The 17938-nt window shown below is 48.8% G+C and carries 12 protein-coding genes, 1 tRNA gene and 2 CRISPR repeat arrays; of the genes, 1 reads left to right on the forward strand and 12 read right to left on the reverse strand.

Annotation, left to right across the window (positions count from 1 at the left end; all coding sequences use genetic code 11):
* The first annotated feature begins 180 nt into the window (after positions 1-180).
* Positions 181-2766: a CRISPR direct-repeat array (repeat unit 32 nt; unit sequence ATTTCAATCCACGCACTCACATGGAGTGCGAC).
* Positions 2767-3001: 235 nt separating this feature from the next.
* The 11 genes from cas2 to HYD27_RS22020 form a co-directional block, all read right to left on the reverse strand.
* Positions 3002-3292 carry a CRISPR-associated endonuclease Cas2 gene (gene cas2, locus HYD27_RS21970; RefSeq protein WP_219218685.1) on the reverse strand — a complete coding sequence of 97 codons (291 nt, stop codon included), beginning with the start codon at positions 3290-3292 and terminating at the stop codon, positions 3002-3004.
* 9 nt (positions 3293-3301) lie between these two features.
* On the reverse strand, positions 3302-4333 hold the full coding sequence (cas1c, locus tag HYD27_RS21975; protein ID WP_219218686.1) for a type I-C CRISPR-associated endonuclease Cas1c: 1032 nt from the start codon (positions 4331-4333) through the stop codon (positions 3302-3304).
* Positions 4330-4989, reverse strand: coding sequence for a CRISPR-associated protein Cas4 (gene cas4, locus HYD27_RS21980; RefSeq protein WP_219218687.1), 660 nt, complete (start codon positions 4987-4989; stop codon positions 4330-4332). Before cas4 ends, cas1c begins: the two co-directional genes overlap by 4 nt.
* Positions 4976-5836 (reverse strand): type I-C CRISPR-associated protein Cas7/Csd2, encoded by an 861-nt coding sequence (gene cas7c, locus HYD27_RS21985; protein WP_219218688.1) that lies wholly within the window; start codon positions 5834-5836, stop codon positions 4976-4978. Before cas7c ends, cas4 begins: the two co-directional genes overlap by 14 nt.
* 5 nt (positions 5837-5841) lie before the next feature.
* Complete coding sequence (gene cas8c / locus HYD27_RS21990; RefSeq protein WP_219218690.1) at positions 5842-7770, reverse strand: type I-C CRISPR-associated protein Cas8c/Csd1; 1929 nt, start codon at positions 7768-7770, stop codon at positions 5842-5844.
* On the reverse strand, positions 7767-8486 hold the full coding sequence (gene cas5c, locus HYD27_RS21995) for a type I-C CRISPR-associated protein Cas5c (RefSeq protein WP_219218774.1): 720 nt from the start codon (positions 8484-8486) through the stop codon (positions 7767-7769). The genes cas8c and cas5c overlap by 4 nt, the downstream gene beginning before the upstream one ends.
* Before the next feature lie 45 nt (positions 8487-8531).
* Entirely contained in the window at positions 8532-10961 is a 2430-nt protein-coding gene (cas3, locus tag HYD27_RS22000; protein WP_219218692.1) for a CRISPR-associated helicase Cas3', read from the reverse strand.
* A 504-nt stretch (positions 10962-11465) separates the two neighbouring features.
* A protein-coding gene (locus tag HYD27_RS22005) for an IS5 family transposase (protein WP_219218694.1) occupies positions 11466-12238 on the reverse strand; the annotation gives its coding sequence in 2 pieces (ribosomal slippage) (positions 11466-11908 and positions 11908-12238; 774 coding nt in all).
* Between the two features lie 111 nt (positions 12239-12349).
* Positions 12350-13260: a CRISPR direct-repeat array (repeat unit 33 nt; unit sequence ATTTCAATCCACGCACTCCATACGGAGTGCGAC).
* Positions 13261-13734: 474 nt separating this feature from the next.
* Complete coding sequence (locus HYD27_RS22010; RefSeq protein ID WP_219218786.1) at positions 13735-13887, reverse strand: hypothetical protein; 153 nt, start codon at positions 13885-13887, stop codon at positions 13735-13737.
* Between the two features lie 203 nt (positions 13888-14090).
* Positions 14091-14708 carry an NUDIX hydrolase gene (locus tag HYD27_RS22015; protein ID WP_219218697.1) on the reverse strand — a complete coding sequence of 206 codons (618 nt, stop codon included), beginning with the start codon at positions 14706-14708 and terminating at the stop codon, positions 14091-14093.
* A gap of 62 nt (positions 14709-14770) precedes the next feature.
* Positions 14771-15724, reverse strand: a complete 954-nt coding sequence (locus tag HYD27_RS22020; RefSeq protein ID WP_228745256.1) for a TRM11 family SAM-dependent methyltransferase — start codon at positions 15722-15724, stop codon at positions 14771-14773.
* A 419-nt stretch (positions 15725-16143) separates the two neighbouring features.
* On the opposite strand from HYD27_RS22020, the gene HYD27_RS22025 reads away from it, so the two are divergent.
* Positions 16144-17499, forward strand: a complete 1356-nt coding sequence (locus HYD27_RS22025) for a dipeptidase (RefSeq protein ID WP_219218698.1) — start codon at positions 16144-16146, stop codon at positions 17497-17499.
* 322 nt (positions 17500-17821) lie between these two features.
* Here HYD27_RS22025 and HYD27_RS22030 read toward each other — a convergent pair.
* Positions 17822-17895 (reverse strand) — tRNA-Gly (locus HYD27_RS22030).
* Positions 17896-17938 lie beyond the last annotated feature (43 nt).

Genomic DNA, 17938 nt, shown 5'->3' on the forward strand with positions numbered 1-17938 from the left:
AGTGCTGGACCCGTTCTTGCCGTGGTCAGCCGCGTTGCCACCGATCTGTCGAGTGTTGAAATCCTAATCTCATTCTAAATATGGAGCCCTCATCTTGGTGTCAAGGTGTGGGCTGTTTGACGCTTACCACTCACATGGAGTGCGACATTTAATATCACCGTCAGTATTGGTGACCTTCCAATTTCAATCCACGCACTCACATGGAGTGCGACAATATCGAGCGGACCGGCTTCGTAATTGACCTCGCGATTTCAATTCACGCACTCACATGGAGTGCGACATCTCGTGGCGTCTCCAATACAGTTCCTGTCCGAAATTTCAATCCACGCACTCACATGGAGTGCGACGGTCAGGGAGACGGTGTAACCCGCAGCACTCGTCAATTTCAATCCACGCACTCACATGGAGTGCGACGTCCAGTGCGGACCCATACGGACAGCCAAAAGATTATTTCAATCCACGCACTCACATGGAGTGCGACGCAACACTCGCATATTCCTTTCCCTTACCACAAATAATTTCAATCCACGCACTCACATGGAGTGCGACAAATGCTGGTAACACCATTGCAATATCTTGTGCGATTTCAATCCACGCACTCACATGGAGTGCGACATTGTTACTTTCATGGTCTGGCTCACTTTTGCAAAGATTTCAATCCACGCACTCACATGGAGTGCGACCGATCACTATAAAAAGACAACTTGGAACAGCGTTGATTTCAATCCACGCACTCACATGGAGTGCGACGTTCTGTTGGGTCTGCATCCTGCCTTGCTGCTCGCATTTCAATCCACGCACTCACATGGAGTGCGACATGGTCATCGAGGGCTATTTTGCTGTGTGTGGACAGATTTCAATCCACGCACTCACATGGAGTGCGACTTGTGCGGATCATGCCGGAGTGTGGGGGAAAGGATTTCAATCCACGCACTCACATGGAGTGCGACCAAAGCGCAAATGGCCCGCGGCGTCAGGCTCCAGGGATTTCAATCCACGCACTCACATGGAGTGCGACCACCGCAGCCACGCTCCAGCAAAACTATGACAACAAATTTCAATCCACGCACTCACATGGAGTGCGACAAAATAATCTTGGGACTCTTGCGGACCAAATTTCGTATTTCAATCCACGCACTCACATGGAGTGCGACGGAAAACCTGGGAGAAGAAGTCACCAAGGGCATGCGATTTCAATCCACGCACTCACATGGAGTGCGACCAACAGGCGACATTACAACAAGAGAACTTGCAGAAGATTTCAATCCACGCACTCACATGGAGTGCGACCGCCCCGCCGTACCCGATGTGCCGGGCAGTTGAGATATTTCAATCCACGCACTCACATGGAGTGCGACCAACAACAGCGATTGCTTGAGCTGCAAGAGTATCACATTTCAATCCACGCACTCACATGGAGTGCGACTGAAGTTCATCCCACATCCTTCGACCTTTTTAAACCAATTTCAATCCACGCACTCACATGGAGTGCGACAACTATCATGCTTGCAGACAATATGGCGCTGTTGATTTCAATCCACGCACTCACATGGAGTGCGACGGTCGAACGCTTAATTGTAGCCCTCTATAAAGAACCGATTTCAATCCACGCACTCACATGGAGTGCGACGGCTTGATATTTCTTGCTTTCGGCTGACTTGCTGGATTTCAATCCACGCACTCACATGGAGTGCGACCCAATGGGATGCTGCACGGACGGTGAATATGCATAATTTCAATCCACGCACTCACATGGAGTGCGACCATATGGGGCATGGGGCGACCCATGGTGCACGTTAATTTCAATCCACGCACTCACATGGAGTGCGACACTCATGTATTCTGGCGTTGGTAGCATTTTTTATGATTTCAATCCACGCACTCACATGGAGTGCGACGAAACTTCACGCAATATGTATGCTTTCTTAGTTAATTTCAATCCACGCACTCACATGGAGTGCGACGTCATGATTATTATCAGGAATTATATTTTACCAATATTTCAATCCACGCACTCACATGGAGTGCGACACTCTATCAAATTTGAAATGGAGTTGAACATTTTGATTTCAATCCACGCACTCACATGGAGTGCGACAATTGGCTATCGAACTGCAGCATTGTCTCTACGAATTTCAATCCACGCACTCACATGGAGTGCGACTACTACCAGCGGGCCGTGCGGACAGAACGGGTACAATTTCAATCCACGCACTCACATGGAGTGCGACCAGACTGATGCGCATCGAGGCATCATAGTAACCAGATTTCAATCCACGCACTCACATGGAGTGCGACATAGTCGATGATTTTGCAATTACCCTTGCTCAAGCATTTCAATCCACGCACTCACATGGAGTGCGACGAGGCATAACCAGTATGAGCGACAAGACAGGTATAATTTCAATCCACGCACTCACATGGAGTGCGACACCATACCCCATTCGGTAGAATATCCATGATGCCGATTTCAATCCACGCACTCACATGGAGTGCGACGGAGGCTGCCGAAAAAGAATTATACCTCCCATATGTATTTCAATCCACGCACTCACATGGAGTGCGACCGCCACACGCTGCGGGCAGCTCGCACAGCATTGTAATTTCAATCCACGCACTCACATGGAGTGCGACAAGCAGTTCAACCTCATCCTCAGTAAATCCAGAAGATTTCAATCCACGCACTCACATGGAGTGCGACTCGACGATGGGACGATCGAAGCCCATCTGCTTGATTTCAATCCACGCACTCACATGGAGTGCGACAGCGAAAAAACACAGAATGATCTCACAAAGATATGAATTCCGACTTTTTCTTTTTCATGTTGGTTATAAAAAATATGGTTGAACTCTTGACTTTTACTGATTCGCCTGAATCCGACCGGATTTCGACAAAATCTGAGGTGCGAATGTCCCGGGGTTTTTATGGGAGCTTGGGGTTCGCACCACTTTTGGAATAGCTTTGGCAATATTTTTTTGACCGAACTTACCAAATTTCCCTTTACAGAATTAACGGAGCTTCCATATCATAGGAAGCTTTGGCGCCGATATGCTCCACTTTGGTTTTGTGCTTGTCTCCCAAGTTATAAAAGCGCAGGCTATCCGTCTCCGTATCAATCAGTTCCTCCAGTTCATATCTCAACTTGCGAAACTGAGTGGAATCGACGATACACTCAAATACGGAGTTTTGCACCCGTTGTCCATAATCCAGACATTTCTTGGATACTTTGGACAAACGGCGCCTTCCTTCGGCGGTCGTAGTTGCAACATCATAGGTAACTAAGATTAACACAGTCAACACCTACTTCCACAAAAATGGCGGGTACTCCTCCAAATCACCGCGAATATGTCTGGCAAGCAATAACGCTTGGGCATAGGGAACAAGTCCCCAGGACATTTTTTCACCGAGATAAGGATGTACAATCCCCTCTTGCTTCCGCTCCTGCCACGCTTTCAAAACGGATTTGCGTATATCGTCCTCCATAATGACCGCTCCATTTTCTTTTCGATAAAACCCTTTAGCGGTAATCACTTTCTTGTTAATGAGCGACAACACGAAACGATCCGCATATACCCCGCGCAGTTCCTCCATCAGATCAAGCGCGAGCGAGACTCTCCCCGGCCGGTCACGATGCAAAAAGCCAACATAAGCGTCCAATCCAACCGTCTCTAGCGCCGCTGCGGCGTCGCCGGCCAGCAATGTGTACGTAAAGGACAGCAGCGCGTTGACGTTATCCAGCGGAGGCCGCTTATTGCGGCCCCGGAAATAAAAATCGTCTTTTTGCTGCAGAATCAGCTCGTCAAATACCGAGTTATATTGAGCAGCAGCGCTGCCCTCCAGTCCCCGCAAAATCTCCAGATCCTCCACGTAACGCACAACATTCATAATTTCCGTCAGCCCTGCCGAAACCTGCTTCATCCGGCCAGCATCCAAACGAAGCGCATAATCACGTGTGGCCCGCTCCAATATCCATTTGCTGTTGTAGACTTTGCCTAGAATCATGTTGCGGGCAACCAGCGCGCTGCGGCGCTCATCGTCCGAAATGCGATATTGCTCCTTGCGCAGGATCACGTTACCCCGGCTCTCTCCGATAACCCGTGCCAGGAAACGTCCGCTGCGGGTCATAAACGTCAAGGCAATGTTACGCTCTGCACATGAGCCCATCAGCGCCGGACTGACTCCCGCATAGCCAAATGTACACACCGCCTCCAAGTTGTGCAGCGGATACCGCCCCAGCACCCGCTCTTCTCCTTTAATGACAATATTCTCGCCGTCCAGAGATAAATACGTATCCGGTGTCGTGACAAACAAGGTGTTCAGCATCTTCTTCATTCGCTTAACCTGCTTTCAATGTAACTGCTCACGCCCCGCTTCTTCAGCATCTCCGGCAAACAAACCAGATTAAGCGAGCAACTCTTACAATGGGGGCCGGTTTTAACCTTCGGAGTATAGCTTCTGCGAAAATAACCGTGCATCTCCTGCAAAGCCGCCTTTACCCGTTCCCGATCCGCTGCCGTTACCGGAACCTCTTCCCGATGCTTGATCTCATCATAAAAAAGAAAACCGGTAGACAACTCACAAACCAGCATCTCTTCCAGACACATCAGTTGCGCAATCAGCTGAGAACGGTCCGAGTCGCCAAGTTTGGGCTTGCCCCGTTTATATTCCACCGGATATGGCAAATACCGCCCTTCTTCACCGGCAAGAGGCACTCCGTCCGGGTCGCGGATAAACTCGACCACATCACATATTCCACTCACCCCAAGCTCGCGCGATTGCACCGGCAACGCACGCACTACCAGCTTGTCTGCTCTTTTCTCACGCATTAAAGGCCGATCCGCCACCCGGTGCACATAGCTTCCTTCCAGCGTACGGACGTTTTCCTCCCACTGCTGTTCAATATGAATGAGCGCCCACTGCCGCCGGCAAAAATTGAAATGCTGAATGCCGGACAACAGCAGGAAATCTTCTTCGTTATAGGCCGTCATACTCTTCCACTTTCAGGCCTTCAAGCGGGAAACACTCAATTGCATAATCGTCAAATGACTTAGGTTCTTCTGCCTTCGATTTCACCTGCAACGAACGATGCACCTTGGCAGAAGAATACTGCCCCAATTTGGAATTATGCTCCCACCAGAAAACCTTATGCACCTCCATGCTGCCTTCCGGTCTGGCCGAAGACAAATCATTTTCAAATAACGTGCGCAGCGCTTCCTTGAATTTAGCGGCATCTTCGTTGGTGAACCCCGTTTTCTCGGCCAATTGCGTATTAATGCTTCCAAAAAATACATATACGCCGAAATCAACCCGGTGCTTCATGCCCATCGTATCGGAACCGCGGTCTTTGCCCGGCTCGGAATTAACGCTTTTCGTAATCTGCATACTGGTAATATCAATCGGGTCCACGCTTCGGGCGGTATGTATGGAAACGGGTCCACGTACGCCAACCGAAACTCCATTGCCATTTCCGGCTCCCTTAAAAGCAAATACTTGGCCAAAGCCGCGCACGTCTATCCATTCTTCGCAAGCGATCCGGGCAAATTCATCGTTAGAGGCATTTTTTGATTTCAAAATTTCATTCAGCTTGGCATTTCCGTCCGCCCGTTCGCGCAGGCTTCCGTAATCATCGGTTTTGCGGTCATTGGACTGGACGAAAATAGACTCTCCCAAATCCTGCAATCGGTTTCTGATTTTACGTTTAATGGCCACATCCGATATCTCTCCGTAGCCATCGTAGTTTTGCCGAGGCCGATTTCCGTTCAAAGGATCACCGTTTGGATTGGCATTTGTAACAGACAACACGACAGCAAAATCAATTTTATGATCTAAACTCATTAAAGTCACTCCTTATTAGTTGATTGCGCCTCAGCAGCTTTTTCTTTCTTCTTGCTTTGGTAAAGCTCATGTCTTTGACTATAAAAACCGAGCAAGTATTTACCGGACAAAGCTTTGTTGTTAAAATCCTCCGTTTTAAACATAAATCCGATCTCATCGATCTTTTCATTCCAATACCTTGCTTCATACCCCAACCTGGCTTGATACGGCTGCAATGCCTTTTGTATAGTGACCCACGTCCGCTCGGGATGCTGGGCAAATGCATTCATGTAGCGGATGGCGTTGGTTGCCCGCTTCTCGTCCCCAAGTGCGCGTCTTTCCAATACGTCTGCCACAGCAAGCATACGGCCAAACAAATAACTGCGGTCATCGTTCTGTTCATCAAGCGCCAATGTCATTCCCTCCTGCCGGTCTGTATAATGTTTATTCATTAAGGCACACGCAATGCTTAGCGTTTTTTCCCATTCCCAGTGTTCTAACGCAACCGGATTGGACGCTCTGTTGAGCGCGCTCCTGACAATGTCCAACGGAACCCTTGTCCCGTCTACAATGCAAGGCAGCATACGCTCCATTAAGCCTTTTACCACTTTATCTCCCGCGCGAGGGCCATAGGCGGCAAAAGCGATATCCCGAGTGGCTGGAGCACCATAAAAGGAAACAAATTCATTCTCCTTGTTCTTGCGATAACGATGCAGCCAAGCGCATGTGGTATGCCACTTCACGAGCCTGTTCAAATACAATTCCTTGTTCATATTGCGGAAATAAAGCACCGCCATCCGTCCGGTGGTCGCCGAGTCCAGCACGATAATATTGACGTTTGACTTGAAAGGGTCTGCATTCTCATCCGCAAGTCTATTTTTATAACCATCCAGAGCCTTCGCCATTTCGTCCGCCAATGCTTCATTTGTATTGGACTTGTTCACTACGGTAAGCGCCGCTTCGGGGTCAAGGGCAAATGTATCTTCAACAGGATCGGGGATATACAAAGTATCATTGCCCCATACCAGAAACACCCGGTCATCCATTGTTTTGCCTTGACGGTTAATCAGCCATTTCAGCGCATTATGCGCTTTCTGCGATGCCTCATAGCTGATGCTTGCCGCATCTCTGCTTTGAACAAAACGCCCTCTAAAGGTAAAGCCGCTCGTATCGTTGGCCGATATCAGCTTTGCTTTGTCGCCGGCGTTCCGAATTTTGTTGGCGTGACGTTCCGTAGCGGGCAAACGTTCTCCTTTGACGTAACAGTAATCTTCATCACCCAAACGTTCTGAATAATAAGCAATAAAGGAATTGTATACTTCACGGTCCTTCCACACGGAAGTAAGCGGCCGATCCGGCGAATATACATTGAAGCGGATGAAAGCGCTGGTCTGATCACCGGCAATAATGCCAAATATAGCCGGTTTCAGGGGATAGCGGTTTTCATGCTTTTTGTCCCACTTCTCGATCATTCGATTATGCTCATCTACAGCCAATATGGACTCGCGGTATACCAGGTCATGGATTAACGTTCTTTGACGAAGATAGCGGTATATGCTGACTACTTTAGGATGAGCATGCGGAGATTCTGCCCAATTCTGCAATTCCTGTATGTATGTTTCAAAAGGCTCTTCTCCCTTTACTTTGCCGCCGAATGCAACGAAATCTCCCGCAACATAACTTAATTTGTCATGCAGCGGATAGGGAGCAATTACTGCCCCAGCCCTGCTGGAAGACTTCTCGGTACATGGAATTAACGTATTGGTATCGCCTTTATCAATCACTCTGGCGGAATGAAATTCACCGTTCTCCGTAACTGATACTTCAATATGGGCATTTTGCGTGGTATGCGAGACGGGAAGAAGCGTATATTCACGTTCGTTCCTCAGCGCCGGCTCGCCGACGAGACCCAAATTAGATTCATAGGTTTCATAAAGATTCAACAGCCAACTCATCCATTTACCCCCTCTCCCCAACGGGCCAGCAGCTGCTCGGCCGACTCCACATTGCTTTCATTAAATACCTTTGGCTTCATCTCGGAAACAACCCGAATTTGCGTACAATCTTCCGGCCGTTTAAACTCAATGACTCCATTCTTCATTTCGGGATTCCACAAACGAACCTCCATTTGGCTTCTTCCCGTTTCATCCGGATAGTTAATGCCGTGTACCATTGTCCCGAAGTGCAGTTCCTCATAATTTGAATAAAAGCTGTCTCCTTCTCCGAACACGCAAGGCTCCACGTATGCCTGGCATTCCCTCGTTCCCAGAAAAATGTCTCTGCGTCCACCTGCACGGACACTGCGTCTCAATATATGGTGATGCTTGTTTTCATTTCGGTCGAAAGCCATATCGGGACGGTTCAGATTAAACTCGAAATGGCATCTTACTTGATAATGCACGTCTTTAAGATACGTATAATTGGCCAGTGAATTACCGCCGCCATATTCGATTGGCCGCACTCCCTTGGATTCCATTCGGATCGGATTCATAATGCGAACGGCATCCACAATCATGATCAATGTCGGTTTCCAATAAATACTCTCCACTATACCCTTGAGCGCCTGATACGTAGGAATTTGATAGCTTAACTTCTCTCCTCCCAGCTTCGTCAGAGGATCGGTGAAAAGGGCATAGTCACCATATACAGAAAACTCTACCGAATTTCGAATCATAGATTCACCTCCCTTCATTCTTTGACACAGGTTTTTTTACCGCTACGAAAAGAACCCTCCCCCCCAACTGTCGTTGTTTACATTCACCCCGTATTCATCGTTATACGCCCCTTCTTTCAAAACACGCATTTGACCGTCCAGACATGTGGCAAGGCCGCCGTTGTTATCCAGTTCCTCAACCTCATATGGAAACAGATTAACCGTAAACTGCTGTGCCTTCCGCAGCAATCTTCCGAAATCCTCGATTCGTTCCGCACCATTAAGCGCCGCGATAATGTCCTTTCCCTCGCCATACGGCACCACCACAGAGATGCTTCTATTATCAATGACCTCAAAGTACTCCGCCGCTGTCCGGTAACTGTTCACGAGAAATATGGGGGGCCTTGGCGGTTTGTTTTGACAATATTCTTGAAAATAACGATTATCTTGAGGACTTGCGAACAGCAAGTCGGTCATCCGAAGGCGAAGTTCTTTAATATTAAACTCCAACAAAGGCTCAACCTCCTGATAGAAGCGTTGAAAGTAATACTGCATGGCTGCTACCGACAAAAGATGTCCGCCATGGGCCGTTTCCTTGTGCCTGAGATCGACCAGCATTTGCCTTGTGATTTCTTTTCCCTTACGGACTTCTTGCAGATGAACCAGATTTTCTTGCGCATGATCAATGACATAGACCTGTTGAAGCGGGTCTTCACCATGTCTGTTACACCTTCCCGCCGCTTGGGCAATGGAATCAAGCCCGGACAACGAACGGATAACACACTCAAAACTGACATCCACTCCCGCCTCGATTAGCGGTGTGCTGATGCATACCAGCTTCTCTTGGTTCTTAAGACGATCTCGAATCTCAGCCAAAATCTGCTTGCGATGATATGCGCACATGGAGGTGCTTAGGTGATATACGGCCGTATCCAAGCTCCCTTGCAACAGTTGATACAAGTCTTTGACTACTGATTTGGTGTTCAGGATGATTAACAGGCTGCGTTTGGTTTCAAGCCTGTCGGCTATAAAGGCTGTCAGCGTTTCATTGGTAAACGGTTCTTTTGTTGCTTCATCCATAATTTCTACCCGCTTGAAGGCGTTAATCACTTGTGAGAGATCGGAGATCATCTCAGCTTCAGGATTTATATGTAATCGGTGCTTCACAAAATCCAGCGCAGGTTGAGTTGCCGTACACAGGACAAGGCTGGAACGACCATAGTCCTTAAGAAAATTAAGAGCTTGATTAAACAGTGCTACGCAGGAAACCGGAACTTTCTGCACTTCATCAAACACAACGACGGACTCGCATATATTGTGGAGCCGGCGAATATTTCTGCTGCCCTTTGCATAAAAGGCATTCAGAAACTGAACCATTGTCGTAAAGACAACCGGCGAATCCCAATTGTCCTTGGCCAGCTTTAGCTTTTGTTGAATATTTACAAGTCCATCGTCCGCTTCATCATCTTGAACTTCTTCTATCACATTGGAATGATGCTCCAGAATATGAGCCTCGTCATCTAAAATTCTGCGTACCTCAGCCGCATTTTGCTCAATAATCGTGGTATACGGAAGAACATAAATGATGCGTTTTTTGCAACGGGCAATGGCATGCTTCAAGGCGTAGCGCAAGCTGGCCAGCGTCTTTCCTCCACCTGTGGGGATGGATAAGGTATAGATGCCAGAAGGGTTGTCAGCAAAAGCATCGCATTGTTCTGACATTGCGCTTCTTAATTTGTTTATATCAGATTCTGAATCCCCCTTTTGCGAGAATCTCTGGATTTCATCCATTAATTTGCTGTAGTAATTTTGAAAGAGTTCATTTCTGCATTTTCCGTCCTCTTCCTCATCGTAAGCCTTCTCTTCAAACCGTCTCGTGTCAGTCCGGTCGGCATCAATCAGTGCGCTGAACACAAATTTAGTCAAAAACATACACTTAAGCTCCATGCTAAACGAAGAAGGCAATTCAAAAAAACGTTTCAGTTCCTGAGCGGCCAACTCGACATAATGGAGAAATTCTTGTTCTGGCATCACCTGCTCGAAGAACAAGGCTATGCTTCGCTCGAAATCAGAAATATCCTCCTTGTCCCTGACACGGCGCAAATAAGGGGAATCCAGGTTCGGGTCCAGATAGTCATGCAGATAGGAATGATGCGATATGATGGCGTTGCCTACAATTTCAGCAAGCAGCCCTTTTTCCCGTTCAATTTTACCGGTATGACAAAACTGATATAACATCTTGCCGCCAGCCGTTGAATGATCAACACTCCCGCGCTGGACAGGCTTTTCGGGATGGAGCACAGCTTGTGTAATATAGTTCAGAAAAGCCGAGGTCAACTTCCCCATATCATGAAGCAAGCCGGCTAATCCCGTAATATGGACAATATCCAATTTGGCCCCGAACAATTCCGCCAGTCGCTGGACACCCCGCAAATGCACATCTACCCACTGGTTTTCATGGTCACTTTCGCGTATGTGAGCAATGTATCTCATATGTAACCTCCTAAAAAAACATGATTATAGGTCTTTATACACAAATCGCATTATTTCTCCTAAAAAAGGATGACCTTCAACTATTTCCATAGACCCAAACTCTATTCCTGCCGAAATAACAATAATCTTTGTATTTTTTCTACTATTTTGTCTGAATGTGATAAAGGAAGTCCGGAACACAGAAAAAAAGATATCTCCGCAGAGATATCTAGAGACAAACGTATAATCAACTTCATAATTCATTTCAAATTCCAATCCATATATTCGATACGGAGCGCGACTCAAATCCAATAAACCCAGGGGAGAAATATATTTTAATCTACGCACTCCATACGAATCCATTGTCCTTCAGACGCTTAGGATTTCAATCCATGCACTCCGTACGGAGTGCGACAAAATTCAAACGCCATTTATCGCTCAAATCTTTTATTTCAATCCACGCACTCCATACAGAGTGCGACTGAGTGTTCGTTAGGGCGTGTCTGAAAACTAAGTTTTAAGGATCTACTTCAATAAAATCATCGCCGAAGCCAGAAAGACAAAGCTCAAAAAGCTTCGTGAAAGCTTGTCATAGCGTGTTGCGATCCCACGGAATTGCTTGAGTTTGTTGAAAAAGCATTCCACCGCAAGGCGTTCTTTATAACGGTGGAAATCACAGTCCCAGGGCTCTACCGCATTGGACTTGGGTGGGATGCAGTACGCTGCATCTTGCGATTCAATATACGCTCGAATGGTCTGAGTCCCGTAGGCTTTGTCCGCTAAAACTGCACTTCCCAATAACGTTACGCCAGCAAGAACTTCAATCGCCACCGTACAGTCATTGATATTTCCAGGCGTTAAAACCAGATGAACAGGATTCCCTAGAGCATCCACTACGGCGTGGATTTTGGTGTTGCGCCCCCCTCGCGAAAGTCCGATTTCTTGGTTGGTTTCGGCATTTTCAGCCCCTTTTCAGCCCCTGCTGCGTGCTGATGAACTTTACAGGAAGTGCTGTCCAGGGAGACTTCCTGTAAGTCTGCATCGCTGCTCAAGGACTCAAATATCTTTTGAAAAACATCGTCTTTGCTCCACAAACGGAATCGGGAATATACCGTTTTCCAAGGGCCGAAACGTTCAGGCAAATCACGCCAAGGAGCGCCTGTTTTTACTTTCCAAAGCATTCCATTTAGCATCATTCGATTGGGCTTCGAGGGTCTGCCTTCTCCTGTATTTTCGGGTGGCAGCAGCGCTTCTATCCGCTCCCAGTGCGGGTCTCTAATTTCGTGGCGTCTTAGCATCTATGTCAAGGCTCCTTTTGATTTCGTCCTTGCCAAATTATGCTATAGTTTCGCTTTGGAAGCAATCTATAGTTTTCAGACACGCCCTAGGGGAATTATATTGATTTAGGAATTTCAATCCACGCACTCCATACGGAGTGCGACGACAGCTAACGGGTGGTTGACAGTCATCGTTGTATTTCAATCCACGCACTCCATACGGAGTGCGACGACTAACACGCTATGATGGGTACGTTTATAGCTACATTTCAATCCACGCACTCCATACGGAGTGCGACATGTATCGATTATCTTGAATCAAACCGGGAAACAATTTCAATCCACGCACTCCATACGGAGTGCGACTATTTTCGCTTGCGATAACAAATCTCGCGTATCGGATTTCAATCCACGCACTCCATACGGAGTGCGACGGAGAGATAGACGATATGGCAAAACAACCAAAGATATTTCAATCCACGCACTCCATACGGAGTGCGACTAATTCGGCCAACGCCATTCGAAAATTTGCCAGAATTTCAATCCACGCACTCCATACGGAGTGCGACAACATGCAAAAAAACAGAACTCAAGTTCTATACGATTTCAATCCACGCACTCCATACGGAGTGCGACTGGATCACGCCAATTGCGACGGTGAAGCTACAAAATTTCAATCCACGCACTCCATACGGAGTGCGACGTTGAGCGCCAAGCGCCGGAAAATCGGAGACGTTTCATTTCAATCCACGCACTCCATACGGAGTGCGACCATATCCGTACCCCCTCTAAAACCATTTATCAAAATTTCAATCCACGCACTCCATACGGAGTGCGACGTAAAGCAATCGCCATCATCAGAAATGGCATGTTATTTCAATCCACGCACTCCATACGGAGTGCGACCCACCTGAAAGCCTCTTACCGCTCCGATTTCCCAAGATTTCAATCCACGCACTCCATACGGAGTGCGACGCCAGCACTTCCCCGTCTCTGGACAGATCCACTGTATTTCAATCCACGCACTCCATACGGAGTGCGACCCCGAAAAAGGACGTTTTCATGCCTGATGTGCATAAAACTCTACCTTTCTTTCATCCATTCTTTCAAAAAAAGTATAACTCAACTCTTGACATTTTGCCATGTTCAAGTTTTTCGACAATTTTCATCAAGTTTCGAGGTGCGAATCTCCCGGGGTTTTTATGGGAGCTTGGGGTTCGCACCAATATTTGACCGTTTGCGCTTAAATGTTTTTTGCTACACTCATTGCCAAAATATCAAAACTGCCCGGAGACTGATTTACTGGGAGCAGAAGATTGCCGCAGCCGAAGAGCAGCTCGGCTCCATTGATACCGAAATGCTTGCTCCAGGCATCGCCACGGATGAATACTTTAATCCCGGCATGCGGGTGGTCTGCGAAAATTTTATAATTTCAAAAAGGCTGCTCCTTCATCACGAAGAGGCAGCCTTCATTGTATAGTACAAATTAGTGGAAATTGGCATCTCCATGGCGAGCTCTAGCGCCAGAAGCCCATAACCCAGCCTATAACCGAGATCCATAAAGGAATGCTGATGAGGATGCCCCATACCAAACCAGAGGCAATATTGCCTTCTGCAGGACGTGTCATGCCCTCCTGCTTAATCGGAAGTCTCAATTCTTCTTGTTCCATGCGATCCCCTCCTAAAATATCTTATCGTCACAGTAGAGGAAAAAATGTAGACCGCCTGGCCCAAAAGGTTGGATTTCTGGTTTTTTGTTAGATATAAAGGCTCAGCGGCAATTCATTGCAAAGGCTTACATAACTATTATTAACCAGTTTTTGTCTTATTTAAAACTTATATGTTAGCTTAGTCATACATCATATGCATACTTCTAGTCCAAAATGACCGGTTTTTCAGGATTCCGCAGGTATTGAAACATCGTCGCAAGCTGCTCCCGTGTGTTTCGTTCTTCCGACAGCTCCGGCAGCTCATCCTCGGCAAAAAAAGCTACTCCGTTCGTCTCCACGCCTTCCGCAGCCTCACCGCCGGTAATCCGGCAGAGGATGAACATTTTATATATATGATATGGCTCCGGCGGGTGGTTATGGAACTTCTTGTCCAGCACAGCCAGCAGACGGACCGCCTCAGCCCGGAAGCCCGACTCCTCCGCTATCTCCTTGACGACAACCTCGCTGGGTGACAGTCCGATATCGGCCCACCCTCCGGGAAGCGCCCAGTTGCCGTCCAGCTTTTCACGAACCAGCAGAATCTTCTCCCCGCGGAAAATCACGCCGCGCACATCCACCTTGGGTGTACTGTAGCCCTCCTCGCCCGCAAAGGCAAGCCGGATTTTCTCCTTGCTCTCATAGGTGTAATTGGCCAGAATATCCACACTCAGCTCCCTCAGCGCCTCATACCGTTCAATATCATAGACATCCTTGGCGTATGTAAGCCCCGTTTGGGCAATCGCCTGAATTTGCTTGGCCCAGGTTAACCATTTCTCTTCCACAGCTGCACCGCCTTCAATTAGTTTTGTATACTCCGGCTCTTATATAACAAATTTGCACCGGTCTACTCACAGAGCATCAAATGGCGGGAGAACGCGCCTTTCTTCGCCACACAGCGGTCGATAATGGTGAAGCCCGCTTCGGCAATCATCCCGTCCACCGCTTCAATCGCCACAATGACGGCCCGGTCGGCGATACGGCGTGTATGCACCAGGATCGACAGCTGCTCCTCAGGCGTAATCCGTGAATATAAATTATAGGGCATGTCCACAATGGCAACATCATAATGCTCCTCTATATCCGCGATGTCCCCCAGCGTAACGGTGCCGCTGAACCCGAAATGGGCAATGTTTGTCCGCGCCCCGGCAGCAATTTGGGGATTGATGTCACGGCCGGCGATATCAACGCCCATCGACAGCGCCTCCACCATTACCGTGCCTATGCCGCAGCAGGGATCTATGGCTCTGACACCGGCCGGATGGGGAACCGCCATATTGACTGCCGCCCGGGCTACACGCGTGCCGAGGGCAATCGAGTAGCTGCGCGGTTTTTTCATCTGCCGGAACCAGGTCGCCTTGTTTTTATGATATGTACCGAAATACCAGCGGCCGCCCAGGGTTACTATGCCGTACACCAGCTGCGGATGATTCACATCCGCCTCCCCCTCGATGCGCATGCCGATTTCCCGTTCAATCGCTCTGCGTTCGTCGTACTCTATTTTTTTCTCCGGGGACAAATCGTTGGTCTTCACAAAAATCACCTTGAACGTCTGCCCCTCCACCTTGACCTGCCCGGTCTGCCTGTAGATGTCCTCCAGGCTGTTCCCGGCATACCTGACGTCAATCCGCTCCTTGATGAACGGGCTGCGGCTCACATCCACTTCAACCCCGCTCTGAAAGACGGCGGCTCGAATTTCACGGTCAAACAGACAGCGCAGCTCCATTCTGCATAGTGATTCTTCATCCTCAGTGCAGGCCCAGGTATATATATATGATGGCTGTATCTTTATTTCCGGCAATTGCGCCCCGGAATCGAGGCTTGTATTGGAATTCAATGACACCGTTATTCCGCTCCTGTCGCTTCCGCCATATGCGGAAAATCTGCCCAATTAACCCACTCTGTAGGCGCGCTCAGCGGCAGCACAAGATGGTTGCCTGTATGTCGGTCAGACATGTGACAGTGCCTTCTTGCCGCTTAAGCTAACTAAGTCTATCATGGCTGCTGTTCGTAATCAACAACCTGAGGGGAACGGCATTTCCAGCCGATGGGTAGAATAAGGATAGGCCGTTTCACCAATCCTTTTTGATCCATCACGAGTTCTCCAGTATAATGGAGGCATTCCACTGCCAAAAAAAGACTGCGGCGCATTGCCGCTATGCCGTGCCGGCTGATTCAGCCGGTTTTTCGCAGCGAAACACCAAGGAGGTACATATCACTATGTCTTATGAAGCTTATTTTCAGACTGAGCGTGAAGCTCAGCTGGCCGAACTGAAGCAATGGCTGGCCATCCCCAGCATTTCCGCTCTCTCTGCCCACAAGGAAGATGTATTGTCCGCAGCCCACTGGCTGCTGGACACCCTGAAGCGTGCCGGGCTGGAGAATATTGAGCTTCATTCCACCGCAGGCCACCCTGTAATCTATGCCGATTATTTGCATGCACCCGGCAAGCCGACCATTCTGGTCTACGGCCACTATGATGTGCAGCCGGTCGATCCGCTTAACCTCTGGACAACACCGCCGTTCGAGCCGGAAATCCGTGACGGCAAGCTGTACGCGCGCGGTGCAACCGATGACAAAGGCCAGGTATTTATGCACATCAAGGCCATTGAGGCCATCCTTAAGCAGGAGGGCACACTGCCGGTCAATATCAAGCTGTGCATTGAAGGCGAAGAAGAAATCGGCAGCGCCAATCTGCCGCCATTTCTGGAAGCCAGCAAGGACAAGCTCGCAGCAGATGCTGTTCTTGTCTCGGACACCGCCCTGCTGGAACGCGGACGCCCGGCCATCTGCACCGGTCTGCGCGGTCTGTGCTCCCTGGAGGTCAGCGTAAACACTGCACTGACAGATCTTCACTCCGGTTCCTACGGCGGAGGCGTGCCGAATGCGCTGCATGCGCTTGTCTCTTTGCTAAGCTCGCTCCATGACGATAAAGGCCGCGTTGCCGTTGAGGGCTTCTACGACGGCGTTCCCGGGATTTCACCGCTGCTGCGTGAAGAATTTGCGAAGCAGGGCGTGGATGAAGACAAGATCAGAGCGGGTCTTGGCCTGGAGCAATTGTACGGGGAAGAAGGCTTCAGCTTCGTGGAGCGGGTCGGTGCCCGGCCAACGCTTGAGCTGAACGGTGTCTACGGCGGTTTCCAGGGTGAAGGCAGCAAGACAGTGATCCCCAAGGAAGCCCATGCCAAAATCACCTGCCGCCTTGTAGGCGACCAGGACCCTCAGCATATTCTGGATGTCATTGAAGCTCATCTAAAGGCCCACATCCAGGCAGGAGCGAAGGTACAGGTGAAGCAGATGGAAAAAGCCCGCGCCTTCAACATCGACCCTGCGAATCCTATCCTGCAAACGGCGGCGGATGCCTACGGCAAGGTATACGGCACCCGTGCCCTCTTCACCAAAGACGGCGGGTCCATCCCGATCATGGAGAGCTTCTCCCGCATTCTGAAGGCGCCGGTGGTGCTGATGGGCTTTGGCCTGAATGACGAGAACCTTCATGCCCCGGATGAGCATTTCAATCTTGAGAATTTTGATAAAGGCCTGCTGACCCTTGTCGAGTTCCTGAAGACTGTCTAGGAAACAGGCCATACCGGCGTAGTAAAAGCCAGGTTTTCCGCGTCATGCGGAGGCCCTGGCTTTTTTAGCACCTATAGATCTTCCTGCTGAGACGCTGCGGGAAACCCAAGTGGAAAAAGTAAACTTAAATCCGCCCTATCGCCGTTTCCACAGGCGCAAGCTTTTCAGACCAGTATCCTCCTGAAAAGCAGAGCCCGCAGGTTCAGTACGGTTACCACATCCTTAACCGCCCTCCTGCTTTCTACCCGCCTTATCTGCAATAAAAAAATTTCCTGAAAAATAAAAAAACCCTTGCGCAACAAGGATTTCAGAGTTGAAAGTTTGGAGCGGGTGATGGGAATCGAACCCACGCTATCAGCTTGGAAGGCTGAAGTTCTACCATTGAACTACACCCGCAATGCAAAGTGAAGACAAAATTCATTGTAGCATCCCCATGAAT

This window comes from Paenibacillus sp. S150 (genome assembly GCF_019352175.1).
Classification (GTDB): Bacteria; Bacillota; Bacilli; order Paenibacillales; family Paenibacillaceae; genus Paenibacillus_AQ.

What these genes read in the sequence shown, in the direction of transcription:
- cas1c (WP_219218686.1), bottom strand. Translation starts at nt 4,333, where the DNA reads ATGAAGAAGATGCTGAACACCTTGTTTGTCACGACACCGGATACGTAT.
- cas4 (WP_219218687.1), bottom strand. Translation starts at nt 4,989, where the DNA reads ATGACGGCCTATAACGAAGAAGATTTCCTGCTGTTGTCCGGCATTCAG.
- cas7c (WP_219218688.1), bottom strand. Translation starts at nt 5,836, where the DNA reads ATGAGTTTAGATCATAAAATTGATTTTGCTGTCGTGTTGTCTGTTACA.
- cas8c (WP_219218690.1), bottom strand. Translation starts at nt 7,770, where the DNA reads ATGAGTTGGCTGTTGAATCTTTATGAAACCTATGAATCTAATTTGGGT.
- cas3 (WP_219218692.1), bottom strand. Translation starts at nt 10,961, where the DNA reads ATGAGATACATTGCTCACATACGCGAAAGTGACCATGAAAACCAGTGG.
- HYD27_RS22010 (WP_219218786.1), bottom strand. Translation starts at nt 13,887, where the DNA reads ATGGAACAAGAAGAATTGAGACTTCCGATTAAGCAGGAGGGCATGACA.
- HYD27_RS22025 (WP_219218698.1), top strand. Translation starts at nt 16,144, where the DNA reads ATGTCTTATGAAGCTTATTTTCAGACTGAGCGTGAAGCTCAGCTGGCC.